This window comes from Pseudideonella sakaiensis, assembly GCF_048320135.1.
Lineage (GTDB): Bacteria > Pseudomonadota > Gammaproteobacteria > Burkholderiales > Burkholderiaceae_C > Ideonella_A > Ideonella_A sakaiensis_A.
This window is the reverse complement of record NZ_CP182947.1, coordinates 5042617-5058227: the sequence shown is the minus strand read 5'-3', so window position 1 is coordinate 5058227 and position 15611 is coordinate 5042617. Positions and strand designations below refer to the sequence as shown.

15 protein-coding genes are annotated in these 15611 nt (G+C 68.1%); 12 read left to right on the top strand and 3 right to left on the bottom strand.

The window, feature by feature from the left end:
- The first annotated feature begins 27 nt into the window (after positions 1-27).
- The 4 genes from ACNH6H_RS23150 to ACNH6H_RS23135 all read left to right on the top strand — a co-directional run bounded on the left by ACNH6H_RS23150 (position 28) and on the right by ACNH6H_RS23135 (position 5026).
- Positions 28-1041 carry a DUF58 domain-containing protein gene (locus ACNH6H_RS23150; protein WP_418320630.1) on the top strand — a complete coding sequence of 338 codons (1014 nt, stop codon included), beginning with the start codon at positions 28-30 and terminating at the stop codon, positions 1039-1041.
- 71 nt (positions 1042-1112) lie between these two features.
- Entirely contained in the window at positions 1113-3134 is a 2022-nt protein-coding gene (locus ACNH6H_RS23145) for a transglutaminaseTgpA domain-containing protein (RefSeq protein ID WP_418320629.1), read from the top strand.
- Positions 3135-3179: 45 nt separating this feature from the next.
- Positions 3180-4325 carry a lytic murein transglycosylase B gene (mltB, locus tag ACNH6H_RS23140; RefSeq protein ID WP_418320628.1) on the top strand — a complete coding sequence of 382 codons (1146 nt, stop codon included), beginning with the start codon at positions 3180-3182 and terminating at the stop codon, positions 4323-4325.
- Positions 4322-5026 (top strand): gamma-glutamylcyclotransferase, encoded by a 705-nt coding sequence (locus ACNH6H_RS23135; protein WP_418320627.1) that lies wholly within the window; start codon positions 4322-4324, stop codon positions 5024-5026. Before mltB ends, ACNH6H_RS23135 begins: the two co-directional genes overlap by 4 nt.
- Before the next feature lie 39 nt (positions 5027-5065).
- Here ACNH6H_RS23135 and ACNH6H_RS23130 read toward each other — a convergent pair whose 3' ends face one another.
- Entirely contained in the window at positions 5066-5710 is a 645-nt protein-coding gene (locus ACNH6H_RS23130; protein ID WP_418320626.1) for a nucleotidyltransferase family protein, read from the bottom strand.
- A gap of 189 nt (positions 5711-5899) precedes the next feature.
- Between ACNH6H_RS23130 and pdxH the strand changes: the two genes are divergently transcribed.
- On the top strand, positions 5900-6553 hold the full coding sequence (gene pdxH / locus ACNH6H_RS23125) for a pyridoxamine 5'-phosphate oxidase (RefSeq protein WP_418320625.1): 654 nt from the start codon (positions 5900-5902) through the stop codon (positions 6551-6553).
- Positions 6554-6566: 13 nt separating this feature from the next.
- On the opposite strand, the gene msrA is transcribed toward pdxH, so the two are convergent.
- A complete protein-coding gene (gene msrA / locus ACNH6H_RS23120) occupies positions 6567-7106 on the bottom strand; it encodes a peptide-methionine (S)-S-oxide reductase MsrA (RefSeq protein ID WP_418320624.1) in 540 nt (179 codons plus the stop codon).
- Positions 7107-7182: 76 nt separating this feature from the next.
- On the opposite strand from msrA, the gene ACNH6H_RS23115 reads away from it, so the two are divergent.
- From ACNH6H_RS23115 to ACNH6H_RS23090, 6 genes are all read left to right on the top strand, one after another.
- A complete protein-coding gene (locus ACNH6H_RS23115; protein WP_418320623.1) occupies positions 7183-8007 on the top strand; it encodes a YdcF family protein in 825 nt (274 codons plus the stop codon).
- A 131-nt stretch (positions 8008-8138) separates the two neighbouring features.
- The gene (locus tag ACNH6H_RS23110; protein WP_418320622.1) at positions 8139-9164 is read left to right on the top strand and encodes a diguanylate cyclase domain-containing protein; all 1026 of its coding nucleotides are present in this window, start codon (positions 8139-8141) and stop codon (positions 9162-9164) included.
- 4 nt (positions 9165-9168) lie between these two features.
- Positions 9169-10443 carry a 3-oxo-tetronate kinase gene (gene otnK / locus ACNH6H_RS23105; RefSeq protein ID WP_418320621.1) on the top strand — a complete coding sequence of 425 codons (1275 nt, stop codon included), beginning with the start codon at positions 9169-9171 and terminating at the stop codon, positions 10441-10443.
- The gene (locus ACNH6H_RS23100; RefSeq protein ID WP_418320620.1) at positions 10443-11108 is read left to right on the top strand and encodes an aldolase; all 666 of its coding nucleotides are present in this window, start codon (positions 10443-10445) and stop codon (positions 11106-11108) included. Before otnK ends, ACNH6H_RS23100 begins: the two co-directional genes overlap by 1 nt.
- 36 nt (positions 11109-11144) lie before the next feature.
- The gene (gene otnI / locus ACNH6H_RS23095; protein WP_418320619.1) at positions 11145-11945 is read left to right on the top strand and encodes a 2-oxo-tetronate isomerase; all 801 of its coding nucleotides are present in this window, start codon (positions 11145-11147) and stop codon (positions 11943-11945) included.
- Positions 11946-11983: 38 nt separating this feature from the next.
- On the top strand, positions 11984-13426 hold the full coding sequence (locus tag ACNH6H_RS23090) for an aldehyde dehydrogenase family protein (RefSeq protein ID WP_418320618.1): 1443 nt from the start codon (positions 11984-11986) through the stop codon (positions 13424-13426).
- A gap of 37 nt (positions 13427-13463) precedes the next feature.
- On the opposite strand, the gene ACNH6H_RS23085 is transcribed toward ACNH6H_RS23090, so the two are convergent.
- A complete protein-coding gene (locus tag ACNH6H_RS23085) occupies positions 13464-13676 on the bottom strand; it encodes a hypothetical protein (protein WP_418320617.1) in 213 nt (70 codons plus the stop codon).
- Positions 13677-13860: 184 nt separating this feature from the next.
- On the opposite strand from ACNH6H_RS23085, the gene ACNH6H_RS23080 reads away from it, so the two are divergent.
- Entirely contained in the window at positions 13861-15600 is a 1740-nt protein-coding gene (locus ACNH6H_RS23080; protein ID WP_418320616.1) for a DUF1800 domain-containing protein, read from the top strand.
- Positions 15601-15611: the final 11 nt, after the last annotated feature.

The window sequence follows — 15611 nt, the reverse complement described above, 5'->3', positions numbered from 1 at the left end:
CGCCGGCGCGAGCGGCGGGGCGGTGCGATGAGTGCTTCGCCGACGCGGCAGCTCGGCCGCATCGAGCTGCAGCTGCGGCAGGGCCTGCGGCGCTGGTGGCAGCTGCGCGCCGCGCCCAGCGACAGCCACCTGATGACGCAACGCAACATCTACATCCTGCCGACACGCGCCGGATTGATGTTCACGATCACCGTGCTGACGCTGCTGCTGGCGTCGATCAACTACCAGCTGAACCTCGGCTATGTGCTGACTTTTTTGCTTGCCGGCAGCGGCGTCGTGTCGATGCAGTGGACCCACAACACGCTGCGCGGGTTGCGGCTGCATCTGAAGCCGGTGCCGGCGGTATTTGCCGGCAGCCCGGCGCCGATCGAGGTCGTCGTCTCGGCGCCGGCGTCCGACAAGCAGCCGCGATATGGGATCGGTCTGGTGATCCATACCGCCGGCGCCGACCGTCTGAGCTGGGTCGACGTACCCGCCGGCGGCCAGGTGTCGTCGGAACTGTCGTTCACCGCCCGCCAGCGCGGTTTGCAGCCGCTGCCGCGGCTGACCGTTCAGACCCGCTTTCCGCTCGGCCTGTTCCGCGCCTGGACGATCTGGCGTCCGGCGGCGCGCTGCCTGGTCTACCCGCAGCCGGAAGCCGACCCGCCGCCGCTGCCGGCGGCCGACGGCAGCGGCGCAGCGATCCGGCAACAGCTGCGCAGCGCCGGCAGCGGCAGCGAAAGCGACGGCATCCGCAACTACCGCCGCGGCGATCCGCTGAAGACCATCGTCTGGCGCAAGGCGGCCAAGCTGCTCGATGCCGGCGGCGAGCTGCTGAGCCGCGAACCGACAGCCCAGGGCCTGCGCACGCTGTGGCTGGACTGGCAGTCCTGCGCGCCGCTCGAGCCGGAGCAGCGGCTGTCGCGGCTGACCGCATGGGTCATCGCCGCCGACCGGCTCGGCATCAACTACGGCCTGCGCCTGCCGTCGAGAAGCATCGCGCCGGCGCACGGTGAGCTGCACCGGCGCAATTGCCTGGAGGCACTGGCAACGTGGCGCTGACGAGGCAAGTTTCGGCAACCTCGCCTGCGGCCGTGCAGCATCAGCGGCCTCGCTGGGCCTGGATCGCACAATTGCCACGCGAAAGCCGCGATACGCTGTTTCTGCTCGCGGTGATCGCCTGGACGGTTCTGCCACACACCGCCCAGCTGCCGCTGTGGTGCAGCGCGCTGACCGCTGGCGTGCTGGCGTGGCGAGCCCGTCTCGCGATCACGCTGGCCCCATTGCCGGGCCGCTGGTGGCTGGTCGCGCTGCTGCTGCTGGCGACGGTGGGCACCTTTGCCAGTTTTGGCAGCTTGCTCGGCAAACAACCCGGCGTGACGATGGCGGTGGTGCTGATGGCGCTGAAGACGCTCGAACTGCGGGCGCGGCGCGACGCCTTCGTCGTCTTTTTCCTCGGCTTCTTCCTGGTGCTGACCCATTTCCTGTTCTCACAGTCGCTGCTGGTCGCGCTGGCGATGCTGGTATCCGTCTGGGGACTGCTGACGGCGCTGGTGCTCGCCCACATGCCGGTTGGCCAGCCGGCGCTGCGCCAGGCGGCCGGGCTGGCCGCACGCACCGCGCTGTGGGGCGCGCCGATCATGGCGCTGCTGTTCGTCTTTTTTCCGCGCATCGGCCCGCTGTGGGGCGTGCCGCAGGATGCCGGCGGCAAGACCGGCCTGTCGTCGCGGATGCAGATGGGCTCGATCGCCGAGCTGGCGCAGGACGACAGCGTCGCGATGCGGCTGCGTTTTCTCGACGGGCGGGGCGCGCCGCCGCCGCAGAGCCAGTATTTCCGCGGGCCGGTTTTCGGCCGCTTCGACGGCCGCGAATGGCGCGTCATCGGCGCCCAGCTGCCGTCGGTATTTCCGAGCGCGCTGCGTCCGGCGGCCGAATTGCAGGTCGACGGCCAGCCGCGGCGCTACGAGATGACACTCGAGCCACTGAAACTCGCGGTGCTGCCCTTGCTCGAGGTGGCGGTGACGCCGCCGCAGATCGACGGCTATGCCGTCCGACAGCGCAGCGACCTGCAGTGGCTGGTCGAGCGGCCGGTGTTCGAGCGCTTGCGTTTTACTGCCGAGGCTTATGCCCGGTTCCGCCACGGGCCGCTCGATCCGGTGCTCGGCCTGCAGGAATACGTCGAACTGCCGCCCGGCTACAACCCGAGAACACTGGCCTGGGCGGTGGCGCTGCGGCGCCAGCCCGGGCTTGCCGAAGCCGATGCGACGACGCTCGCGCAGGCCGTTCTGCAGCACATTGGCAGCGCCGGCTTCAGCTATACGCTGGCGCCCGGCATCTATGGAGAAACCGATCCCTACGGCGCGATCGACGAATTCTGGCTCGATCGACGCGAGGGGTTCTGCGAACATTTTGCTGCCGCGTTCGTTGTCGTGATGCGCGCGCTCGACATACCGGCGCGCATCGTCACCGGCTACCAGGGCATCGATCCATTTCCGATCGACGGCTATTACACGGTGCGCCAGAGCGCTGCGCATGCCTGGGCCGAATACTGGGTGGCCGGCCGCGGCTGGCTGCGGGCCGACCCGACCGCCGCGGTGGCGCCCGAACGGATTCGCGGCAACCTGCTGTTGCGCCCGACGCCGGGGCTGGTGGCCGAAACCTGGGGCAGGGTCAGCCCGGCTTTCCTCGGCGGGCTGCGCGATTTCTGGGACGCTGCGAACAACCGCTGGAACCAGTGGGTGCTCAGTTATACCCGTGGCCACCAGATCGGGCTGCTGAAGGCGATCGGCCTCGATGCAGCCACCTGGCAGGACCTCGCGCTGCTGCTGATCGGCTCGCTGAGCGGCCTCGCATTGGCGGTTGCGACCTGGGCCTGGTGGGACCATGCCCGCGTCGATCCGTGGCAGCGCCAGCGCGAACTGCTGCGCCGGCGGCTGGTTTCGCTGGGCATCGAATCGGCGCCGCACGAGCCGCCGCGCGCATTGGCCGCGCGCGTCCGGCAACGGCTCGGCGAGCAGGGGTTTGTGCTGGCCGAGTTGCTCGAGCAGCTCGATCTGCAGCACTATGGTCCGGCTGCCCGCAGCCGCCCGGACTCCGGCCTGACCCGCCGGTTCCTTGCCGAGGCCCGCCTGATCGCGCGCGCCGCCAGTGTTTGAATCATCTCCACGATCGACCCGATTGCCGAACCGAATCCATTCCCCATGCCGCTGAACCGGATCACAAGCCTGTGCTGTCTTGTTTCGCTTGCGCTGCTCGGCGCGGCCACGCCAGCCGCTGTTGACGCGGCAAATCATCAGCGCTCGGCGTCGCCCGCGAAGGCCAAGCCGAAAAAGGCCGCCGACAACAAACCATCGCGGCGCAAGGCCGCGGCGGCGTCGCCACGCAATGACGATGCGCCCGACGACGTGATCTACGGCCGCCGCGATGACGTGCGCCGGTTCGGCGAAGACATCGCCAGCCGGCAGCAACTCGATCCGCAATGGGTCGCCCGCATGCTCGAGCAGGCGCGGTATCTGCCGACGGTCGCACGGCTGATGTCGCCACCACCGGCCGGCACCGCAAAAAACTGGGCCGCCTACCGCGACCGCTTCATCGAGCCGGTGCGCGTGCGCGCCGGCCGCGCTTTCTGGGATGCCAACCAGCGCTGGCTGGCCGCGGCCGAGGCGCGGTACGGCGTGCCGGCCGAAATCGTCGTCGGCATCATCGGCGTCGAGACGATCTACGGCCGCCAGATGGGCACTTTCCGGGTCATCGATGCGCTGGCAACGCTCGCATTCGACTATCCGGCCGGGCGCCGCGACCGCAGTCCATTCTTCCGCGACGAGTTGGAAAACTACCTGCGCTGGTGCGCCGACCAGGCGATCGATCCGCTCGCGATGCGCGGCAGCTATGCCGGCGCGATGGGCATGCCGCAGTTCATGCCGAGCAGCATCCGCAAATATGCGGTCGATTTCGATGGCGACGGACGCATCGACCTGCACAACAACACCGCCGACGTGATCGGCAGCGTCGCCAACTACCTGGCGGCCTTCGGCTGGCAACCCGGGCTGGCAACCCACCACCAGGTCGGTGCGCCGGTCGATGTCAGCGATCGGGCAGCGCTGCTCGCGCCGGATATCTTGCCGACCTTCACGGCCCGCGAATTTATCGAGCGCGGCGCCTGGTTGCCGCCGGCGGCGATCGAACACGACGGCAAACTCGCGCTGGTCGAACTGCAAAACGGCAGCGCCGCGGCCAGTTATGTCGCCGGGACGAGCAACTTCTATGCGATCACCCGCTACAACTGGTCGAGTTATTACGCGATGGCGGTGATCGAACTCGGCCAGGCCGTCAAATCGAGCCGATGAACGCCGGGCTGCCCCCGCCGTTGCGCGATCCGGCGCCGTTGCTGCAAAAGGTCCGCCGCGAGTGGGGCGGCAAGACGCCGCTGTGGGTCTTCGGTTACGCGTCGCTGATCTGGCGGCCGGAATTCGACGCCGCCGAGCAGCGTCCGGCCAGCGTCCACGGCTGGCACCGCAGCCTGAAGATGACGTCGCGGGTCAACCGCGGCACGCCCGAATCGCCGGGACTGGTTTTTGCGCTGGTGCCCGGCGGCTCCTGCCGCGGCATGGTCTATCGGCTGGCGGCGGACAGCGTCGATCAAGACCTCGAGCGGCTCTGGCACCGCGAAATGCCGACCGGCGTCTACGACCCGAAATGGCTGATGTGCAGAACCGCCTCCGGGCCGGTGCGTGCACTGGCCTTCACGCTGAGCCGGCGCAGTCCGAGTTTCACCGGCCCGATCGACGACGATGCGATGCTGCGCATCCTGCGAGTGGCCAGCGGCCGCTACGGGCGCACCTTCGACTACCTCGTTGAAACCGCCACCTGCCTGCGCGCCTGCGGCATCCGCGACCGTTCGATCGAGCGGCTGGTCCAGTTGGCGAAGGGTCACGGCCTGCACCACGCGCATTTCACCGAGCCGTCATCCTCAGCGGCGGCGCTCGGGCTGGGCCTGCCGCCGCCGCAGCCGCTGCAAATCAGCCGACCCGGATGCCCGGACGAGTGACCAACCGATCCCGGCGACAGCGAGCGCGGGGGCTGACGCTCAATTGCGCGGCGACAGCGTCGCTTCCGGATCCTGCTGGCCTTCGGCCGCGACGGCGCGCAGCCGTTCGAGATCGGCCTCGGTATCGACGTCGAGCAACACACCCGGATCGTCGACTTCGACCTGGGCGACCGGGTAGCGCGACAGCAGGCGGCGCGCGCCGTCGTCGCCGGACAACACCACCAGTTCCGAATACAGCTCGGCGGCAAAACCGACCGGATGGCCGCGGCGGCCGCGATGCTGGGCATGGGCAACCGGGTGATCGACGAGTGCGGCCGCGACCTTGATCAGCGTGGACGGCTGGACCAGTGGCATGTCGCCAGGCAGGATCAGCCAGCCGCCGGCATGCGCCCGCGCGGCGACGCCGGCTGCAATCGAATAACCCATGCCGACCGGCTCGGCCGATCCGCTGTCGACCGCCGGCAGCACGACGACATCGCGCGATGCGACGTGCCGGCAGGCGAGATCGGCCAAGGCCGGCGTCGTCACGACGACTACCGGCAGATGACTGGCCACCGCATGGCGCAGCGTCGTTCCGAGCACCGACGCATCGAGCAGCTCCTGTGCGAGTTTGTGTCCTCCAGCGCCGTCGAAACGGGCGCCCGCGCCGGCAGCCAGCACGATCACCGCTGGTCTTGCTTGCATCAAAAATCCCCTCCTGCGGCACCGCAGAAGGCAAAACGCCAGCACGGGCCGATGCTGCACAGCATCAACGCCCGAGCCGATGAAATCCAGAGGGCCTTCACTTAAGGCATTCCCCGTAAGGTAAATCGCCAACCCGCGCTGGCGCGCCGTGTGCCATGGACTTGTTCAGCCTTGCCCTAAACTTCGGCGATGGACGACATTGCGGCTTTGCGCAAGAGTTACGAACGCGACGAACTCGACGAGAAGGTTTCCGATCCCGATCCGTTGCGGCAGTTCCAGACCTGGCTGCAGCAGGCGATCGACGGCCGCTTGCCGGAGCCGAATGCAATGACCTTGGCGACCGTCGGCGCCGATGGCCGGCCGTCGACCCGGATCGTGCTGATCAAGGGCCTCGACCAGCGGGGCATCGTCTGGTTCAGCAACTACAACAGCCGCAAGGGGCAGGAACTGGTGGCCAGCCCATGGGCGGCACTGCAGTTCCACTGGGTCGAGCTCGAACGGGTCGTGCGCATCGAGGGCCGGGTCGACAAGGTCGACGATGCCGAGTCCGACGCCTATTTCAAGTCGCGCCCGCTGGATTCGCGGATCGGTGCCTGGGCATCGCCACAAAGCCAGGTGATCTCCGGCCGCTCCGAGCTGGTCACCAATGCGGCGCGTTATGCGGCGAAGTTCCTGCTCGACCCGCCGAGGCCGCCGCATTGGGGCGGTTACCGGCTGCATCCCGACCGCTGGGAGTTCTGGCAAGGCAGGCCGTCTCGACTGCACGACCGGCTGCGCTACCGGCCTGCCGGCACCGGCGAGGCAGGCGAGGCAGGCTGGATCCGCGAACGCCTTGCGCCGTGATGGGAGCCGACGCTCAGCGGTTGCCGGTCAGCCGCGCAAAATCCTGCTGCACCCGGCGCACCGTCGGCGCAACGATCAGCGAGCAATAACCGGCATGGGGGTGGCGGCCGCAGAAATGGCGGTGGTAGTCCTCGGCAGGCCAGTAGTTCTCGCGCCGGCAGATCTCGGCCTCGACCGGCCGGCCGCCGCAGCGTTCGATGTCCGCCAGCACCGCTGCTGCCAGCGCGGCGTCGGCATCATTGTCGACATAGATGCCGGAGCGGTATTGCGGGCCGACGTCGACCTGCATCCGGTCGGCGCCTGCCGACGCGTCGATCGCAGCAAATACCTCCAGGATCTGCCGCAGGCTGATGCGCCCGGGGTCATAACTGAGCTTGACGACCTCGACATGGCCGGTATGCCCGCTGCACACCTGCTCATACCGCGGCGCGGCAAGAAACCCGTTCGTATACCCGCATTCGACGGAGATGACGCCCTCGAGCCGCTCGAAGACGGCTTCGGTGCGCCAGAAACAGCCGCTGGCCAGCGTGATCGTGCGCGCTGATGAGCCCATCGGACCGACTCCCGCAAAGTGACAACGGCCATTCTGCGCCACTGCGCCTGCGATCCCCAACAAGCACCCTGCCCCCGTGAACGGTCTTTTCCAGTCGCTCGACCTGCAGTCGGTCAAGCCATTGCTGACGGTGGCGTTGCTGCCGCCGGTGCCATTCTTGCTGCTGGTGCTGCTGGCCGCAGCATTGCTGCGCCGGCATCGCCGGATCGGCTGGCTGCTGATCGGCGTCGGCGTCGCCGGGCTGTGGCTCAGCACGACCAGCGGCGCAGCGCTGGCGCTGGCACGCATTGCCGGGCTGCACCCGCCGCCGCTTGCGCAGCCGGCGATCACGACGCTGGCGGAGCGGGTCGCGCAAGCCGGCGGCGCCGACCGCTCGCCGATGGCAATCGTCGTGCTCGGCGGTGGCCGCGAGCGGCTGGCGCCGGAATATGCGGCGGCCAGCCTGAGCGACGCATCGCTGCAGCGGCTGCGTTACGGGCTCTGGCTGGCCCGGCAAACCGGCGCGCCGGTGGCTTTTTCGGGCGGCCGCGGCTGGCAGCAGCCGACCGGCGACAGCGAAGCCGCCATCGCCGCAGCCATAGCCGCCACCGAATACCAGCTGCCGCTGCGCTGGGTCGAAGACCGGTCGCGCGATACCCGCGAAAACGCGCGCCACAGCATCGAGCTGCTGCGCAACGACGGCGTCGATACCGTGCTGCTGGTCACCGACGGCTGGCACATGCGCCGCGCGCTGCGCGCGTTCCGCGCCAGCGCGGGCAGCGATCTGCGCATCGTCGCCGCGCCGATGGGGCTGTCGTACGACCCGGCCGAGGGTATCTACCGATGGCTGCCGTCGGCATCCGGATTCGAAAACTTCAACGCGGTGCTGCGCGAAGTGTTCGGCCTGCTCGCCGGTGCCTGACGGACTGAAGTATCGACCCCGGCTCGCCGATAATGATCGAGAGGGGCGCCGGTATCTCGCGCCAGATTGATCGCTGCGGCCATCCCGCCCGGCGAGTCGGCACCACGCCCCGATCCGAGCACCACGCAACCATGCGATACAGACAACAGCGGGAACAAAGCGCCGAATTGCTTCGCCTCGCGCTGGCCGAAATGGGCCGCCATCAGGCGGCCTTCACCCCGTTGACCTTCGCCGTCTGGTATGAACACGTGGCCGGCATCAATCCGCCATTGAGCCAGGCGATCGAGGAGCAGTTGCGCGCAGAAACGCGGTTCGACGACGCGATGATCGAGCGGCTGCACGGCGAGTACGTTGCCGAACTCGATGCCGAGAAAGCCGAAAATATCAGCGAGCGTTTCCAGCAGTTGATCAGCGGGATGGCCGACGCGGCCAGCCGCACCGATGAAACCGCTGGTCAGTTCACCAGCAGCCTGACCGCGTTGAACGACTCGCTGAAGAGCGGCGACGCCGGATCGGTGCCGAACTGGCTGGAGGATGTGCTGGCCGGTACCACGCGGATGCAGCAGGCGGTGCAACAGTTGAACGAGCGGGTCGCAAAAAGCCAGCAGGAGATCGCCAACCTGCGTGCCGATCTGGAACGCGAGCGCGTCGATGCATTGCTGTGCCCGCTGTCGCGGGTGCTGAACCGCCGCGGTTTCGATGTACAGCTCGACGCGATGCTGAAGTCGCCGCCGCCCGAAGGGCACTGCCATGCGCTGTTGATGCTGGACATCGACCATTTCAAGCAGGTCAACGACAGCCACGGCCACCTGATGGGTGACCGGGTGATCCAGGCGCTTGGCGAAGTGCTGAAGCAATGTGCCGAACCCGCCGGCGCCACCGCTGCGCGTTATGGCGGCGAGGAATTTGCCGTGTTGCTTGCGGCGACCACCGCGGCAGACAGCATCCGGCTGGCAGAGCGGCTGCGCAAGGCGGTCAAGGCGATGAAGGTGCGCAACCGCGCAACCAACGAAGTGGTGTTGACGGTCACGGTGTCTGCCGGGGTCGCGCTGTCGGGCGCCGGCGACGATGCGGCCAGTCTGATCACCCGCGCCGATGCGGCGCTGTACCAATCGAAGCAGAATGGCAGGGATCGCGTCACGGCCGCTGCTGCCTGAACCAATGACTGACCCATCACGGATCACCCTCGGGGTGATCGCCGACGATTTCACCGGCGCCACCGACGTGGCCAGCATGCTGGTTCGCTCCGGCATGCGCACGGTGCAGGTGATCGGCATACCGCAGGGCCCGACGCCGGCCGCCGATGCGGTAGTCGTCGCGTTGAAGTCGCGCACCACCGCGGCTGCCGATGCGGTTGCCGCATCGCTGGCCGCGCTGCGCTGGCTGCAGGACGCCGGTGCGCGCCAGTTCTATTTTAAATACTGCTCGACCTTCGACTCGACCGCCGCCGGCAATATCGGCCCGGTCGCCGATGCGCTGCTCGACGCGCTGGGCAGCGATTTTGCGATCGCCTGCCCGGCCTTCCCGGAAAACGGCCGCACCGTTTTCCGCGGCCACCTGTTCGTCGGCGACCAGTTGCTCAGCGACTCGGGCATGCGCAACCATCCGCTGACGCCGATGACCGACAGCAACCTGGTGCGGGTGCTGCAGTCGCAGACGCGTTCGGCGGTTGGCCTGCTGCGCTACGACACGCTGGCCCGCGGCGTCGAAGCAGCACGTTCCGGCATCGCCGCGCTGCGCGCCGACGACGTGCGGCTGGCGATTGCCGATGCGGTCAGCAACGACGACCTGCGGGTGCTCGCACAGGCCTGTGCCGATCTGCCGCTGATCACCGCCGGCTCCGGCGTTGCCCTCGGCCTGCCAGTGGTCTATGCAGAGCGCGGCTGGCTGGTTCCCGATCAGCGGGCGGCGACGCTGGATAGCGTCGGCGGCAGCGCGGCAGTCATTTCGGGCTCGTGTTCGAGTGCGACCAATGCGCAGGTCGGCGACTGGGTGGCGGCCGGCCGGCCGGCCTGGCAGATCGACGTTCAGGCGCTGGCCGGCGGCGCGCCGGTGGCCGAGCAGGCGCTGGCCTGGGCGGCCGTCGAAGGCAGGCAGCAGCCGGTGCTGATTTATGCAACCGCCGAACCGGCACAGGTGCAGCAGGTGCAGTCGGCACTCGGCGCCGACCGCGCCGGCCAGCTGGTCGAACACTGCCTGGCGCGGATTGCCGCCGGTCTCGTCGATGGCGGCGTTCGTCGTCTGGTCATTGCCGGTGGCGAGACCTCGGGCGCGGTGGTTCAGGCGCTCGGCGTGTCGTCGTTGCGGATCGGCGCGACGATCGACCCCGGCGTGCCATGGACGCAGGCCGAAGGCAGGCCATTGCTGCTGGCGCTGAAATCCGGCAATTTCGGCAGCGTCGACTTCTTTGCCAAGGCGCTGGACCTGGTCGACTGATGGCCGAGCATGCCGGACTGCGCGCCGAAATCTGCCGGGTCGGCCGTTCGCTGTTCGAGCGCGGGTATGTGCATGCAACCGCCGGCAACATCAGTGCCCGGCTGCCCGACGGTGCCGGCTACCTGATCACGCCGACCGACGCCTGCCTCGGCCATCTCGACCCGCAGCGGCTGGCACATGTCGGCGCGGACGGCACGCAGCGGGCCGGCGACCGCGCCAGCAAGACGCTGGCCTTGCACCGCGCCATCTACGACAGCGACGACAGCGCGCAATGCGTGATCCACAGCCACAGCACCCACCTCGTTGCGCTGACGCTGGCCGGCATCTGGCGCGACGACGACATCCTGCCGCCTATCACGCCGTATTTCGTGATGAAGGTCGGCCATGTGCCGTTGATCGCCTACCACCGGCCGGGCGATCCGGCGGTGGCCGCGCTCGTCAGCGCGGCAATCAGCGCAGCCCGCGACCGCGGCACGCCATTGCGCGCGGTGATGCTCGACCGCCTCGGCCCGAATGTCTGGCACGATTGCCCGGCCGCCGCTTCGGCGGTGCTGGAAGAACTCGAAGAGACCGCGCGGCTGTGGCTGCTGACCAACCGGCGCGCGACAGCGCTGGCCGAAGCCGACATTGATCAACTGCGGCGCCAGTTCGGCGCCCGCTGGTGACCTGACTGATTCCGTTCATCTTCCCGAAAGTTCGCGATGCCCCGTTTTGCCGCCAACCTGTCGATGATGTACACCGAACTCGATTTTCTCGACCGCTTCGCCGCGGCCGCGAAAGACGGGTTCCGGGCCGTCGAATTCCTGTTCCCGTATGCATTTGCGCCGGCCGAACTCGCCGACCGCCTGCAATCGAACGGCCTGCAGCAGGTGCTGTTCAACGCGCCGCCGGGCAACTGGGACGGCGGCGAACGCGGTCTCGCCAGCCTGCCCGGCCGCGAGGACGAATTCCGCCGTGGTTTTGCCGAGCAGGCGCTGCCGTATGCCCAGCAACTGAATTGCCCGCGCATCCACCTGATGGCCGGCCTGTTGCCAGGCGGGGCCGACCGCGCGGCGCATCAGCAAACCTATCTGCGCAACCTCGAGTGGGCGGCCGGCGAGGCGGCGTTGGCCGGTCTCGAGGTGCTGATCGAACCGATCAATACGCGCGACATCCCGGGTTTTTTCCTGAACCGCCAGGACCACGCCCACCAGATCGTCACCGCCGTCGGTGCGCCAAACCTGAAGGTGCAAATGGACCTGTACCACTGCCAGATCGTCGAGGGCGACCTGGCGATGAAGATCCGCCAGCATCTGCCGACCGGGCGGGTCGGCCATTTCCAGATCGCCGGCGTGCCGGACCGCCACGAACCCGATCACGGCGAAATCAACCACCCTTATTTGTTCAGCCTGCTCGACGAACTCGGTTATGACGGCTGGATCGGCTGCGAATACCGACCCCGCGCCGGCACCACCGCGGGGCTCGGCTGGTTCGAGCCCTACCGCGCTGCGCAGGCGAACTGATCGCCGATACGCTGCGCCCAGAGAAGAAAGGAATACCGATGTTGCCAGCCCGAACCAACCTGATTGCCGGTGAAGCCTGTGCGGCCACCAGCGGCCGGACGATCGAGGTCGTCGATCCGAGCAGCGGATCGGTGTTGACGACGTTGCCGCGCAGCGATCGCGGCGATGTCGATTCGGCGGTTGCCGCCGCCCGCACAGCCTTTGACGGCGCTTTCGGCCGGCTGACGGCGACCGAACGCGGCCGCATCCTGCTGCGGCTGTCAGCGCTGATCACCGAACACCACGCCGAACTCGCCGAGCTCGAATGCCTGGATACCGGCAAGCCGATCCAGCAGGCGCGGGTCGACATCACCGCCTGCGCGCGCTATTTCGAGTTCTATGGCGGCGCCGCCGACAAGCTGCACGGCGAGACGATTCCGTATGCACAGGGCAGCACGGTGATGGCGCTGCGCGTGCCGCACGGTGTGACCGGCCACATCATTCCGTGGAACTATCCGGCGCAGATCTTCGGCCGCTCGGTCGGCGGCGCGCTGGCGGCCGGCAATGCCTGCGTCGTCAAACCAGCCGAGGACGCCTGCCTGACCCCGCTGCGGATCGCCACGCTGGCGCTCGACGCCGGGCTGCCGGCCGGCGCATTGAACATGGTCTGCGGCCTCGGCAGCGAAGCCGGCGCGGCCCTGGCCGCCCATGCCGGCATCAACCACATCTCGTTCACCGGCTCGCCGCAGACCGGCACCGCGGTCGCGCAGGCGGCGGCGGTCAACCATGTGCCGGTGACGCTCGAACTCGGCGGCAAGTCGCCACAGATCCTGTTCGCCGATGCCGACCTCGATGCGGCGCTGCCGGTCGTCGTCAATGCGATCGTGCAGAACGCCGGGCAGACCTGCGCGGCCGGCAGTCGGGTGCTGATCGAACGCGGCATCCACGAGCAGGTGATGGAGCGGCTGGCACAGCGCTTCGAGGCGCTACGGACCGGCGCCGGCATCGACGGTCCGGATTGTGGTCCGCTGATCAACCGGCGCCAGCTCGAGCGGGTGCAATCACGCGTCGACCAGGCGATCGGCGACGGCGCCCGCGTCGTTGCCCGCGCGGCAATGGCCGACCGCGCGCCGGCAAACGGCTTCTTTTTCCCGCCGATGCTGATCGACGGTGTCGCGGCCGACCACTCGATCGCGCAGGAAGAAGTATTTGGTCCGGTGCTCGCCGCCTTCGTCTTCGATCACGAGGACGAGGCCGCCCACCTCGCCAACGCGACGCCTTATGGCCTGACCGCCGCGGTCTGGACGCGCGACGGCAGCCGCGCGCTGCGCATCGCACACCGCATTGACGCGGGGCAGGTCTTCATCAACAACTACGGTGCCGGCGGCGGCATCGAACTGCCGTTCGGCGGCATGAAGCATTCCGGCTACGGCCGGGAAAAGGCGTTTGAAGGGCTGCGCAGCTTCACGACGATCAAGACGATCGCGATCCAGCACGGCTGAGCATGCTGCTGGCGAAGAGCGGCCCGCCGGCCGTCGCTCAGTCGCCGCCGGACTTCTGCCCCAGCTTCTCGACCTCGGCGCGCACCTCGCGGATTGCCGCCGACGTGTCGACGATCGCGCTGATCGCCTTCTGGCAGGACGGGCACGACAACAGCATGCAGTTGAAGGCCACGCCGACCGGCAGCTTGCCTTCCATCGGGTTGACGGTCAGTTCCGACAACGGCTTGTCGCAGTGCGGGCAGACGGCCATGACGCTCTCCTGAAGTTCAGAGCCCCAGTATCGGGACTTTCTGCGGATCGTCAACCGCTGCGGCCACCCGCCGCGGGATGTGTCGAATCGTCACGTATTGCTGCGAGAGGTAAAGAATCCGCTGCAAGCGCTCAAGCTTGGACAATCGGCGCCGATCACCGTCGCTGAACCGGGAAGGAAGACCATGGCATTGGCAACAACCGCACGCGGCGACGAACCGGGCCCGCAAGCGGCCGAACCATCACCACCAACGGGCTCGGCCACCGGCGTCATGCTGCGCGCCAGCGCCGCGGCAACGGCACTGTCCGCACTTCAGGCCTGTGGTGGCGGCGGAGATGGCGCCCCCGCACCGGCACCGGCGCCCGCACCGCCGGCGCCACCTCCTGGTCCGGCAGCCAGTCCATCGCGCGTGCAGGCGGCACGGTTTCTGTCGCAGGCGTCGCTGGCGAGCACGGCTGCCGAGATCGAGCGTGTCCGCAGCCTCGGTTATGCCGGCTGGCTCGCCGAGCAGTTCGCGATGCCACGCAGCAGCAGCCACGTCGACTGGCTGCGCAGCAAGGGCTTCGACGCCGCGGATTTCCGCAATACGCAGGCCGGCAGCAACAACATGTTGTGGCGCAAGCTGCTCGCGAGCCCCGATCTGCTGCGCCAACGCATCGTGCTCGCGTTGTCCGAGATCATCGTGATCTCGATCGCCAACCTCGCCTCGACACCGTTCAAGTCGTTTTCTGCGGCCGCCTTCGTCGACATCCTCGAGGCCAATGCCTTCGGCAACTACCGTACGCTGCTCGAGCAGGTATCGACCAGCACCGCGATGGGCGCATTCTTGTCGTTCCGCGGCAACCGCAAGGCGAACCCGGCCACCGGCAGCGTGCCCGACGAGAACTATGCGCGCGAGGTGATGCAGCTGTTCACGATCGGCCTGGTCGAGCTGAACAGCGACGGCTCGCCGCGGCTGGTCAACGGCGCCGTCAAGGAAAGCTATGGCCAGGACGACGTCAGCCAGATGGCGCGCGTATTCACCGGCTGGGACCTCGATGCCAGCCGGGGGGTCGATACGCCGGACCTGGTGATCCGTCCGATGGTGCAGATCGCGAGCCGCCATGAAACCGGCGCGAAGAATGTGCTGGGCCAGCAGATCGCCGCCGGCACCGACGGTGTCAACAGCCTGAAGCAGGCGCTCGACATCCTGATCGCGCACCCGAATACCGGCCCTTTCATCGGCCGGCAGCTGATCCAGCGGCTGGTCACCAGCAATCCGAGCCCGGCCTATATCGCCCGCGTCGCCAATGTCTTCGACAACAACGGCAGCGGTGTGAAAGGCGACCTGAAGGCGGTGATCAGCGCGATCCTGCTCGATGTCGAGGCCCGCGGCGATGCCGGCATTGGCGATCCGACCTTCGGCAAGCTGCGCGAACCGGTGTTGCGTTTCATCCAGTGGGCGCGCACCTTCGGCCTCAATTCGCCGGACGACAGCTGGAATGTCGGCGACCTGTCGGATCCGGCGAGCCGGCTCGGGCAGAGCCCGCTGCGTGCGCCGTCGGTGTTCAATTTTTTCCGGCCCGGCTATATCCCGCCCGGCAGTGCGATCGGCCAGTTGGCGCTGACCGCGCCGGAATTCCAGATCACGACCGAGTCGTCGGTAGCCGGCTATGTCAATTTCATGCAGCGGACGATTTCCAGCGGCATCAACAGCCTGCGCGCCGATTACGGCGCATGGGTCGAACTCGCGGCCGATTCGGCGGCGCTGCTGGCCGAACTGAATGTCGTGCTCGCTGCCGGCGCCTTGCCGGCGCCGACGATCGCGACGCTGAAGACCGCGCTGGACAGCATCTCGGCGGCGACGAGCAACGGCCGCACGAATCGCCTCCATGCAGCGATCACGCTGGTGATGGCGGCACCTGAATACATCGCACAGAAATAGGACACCGCACG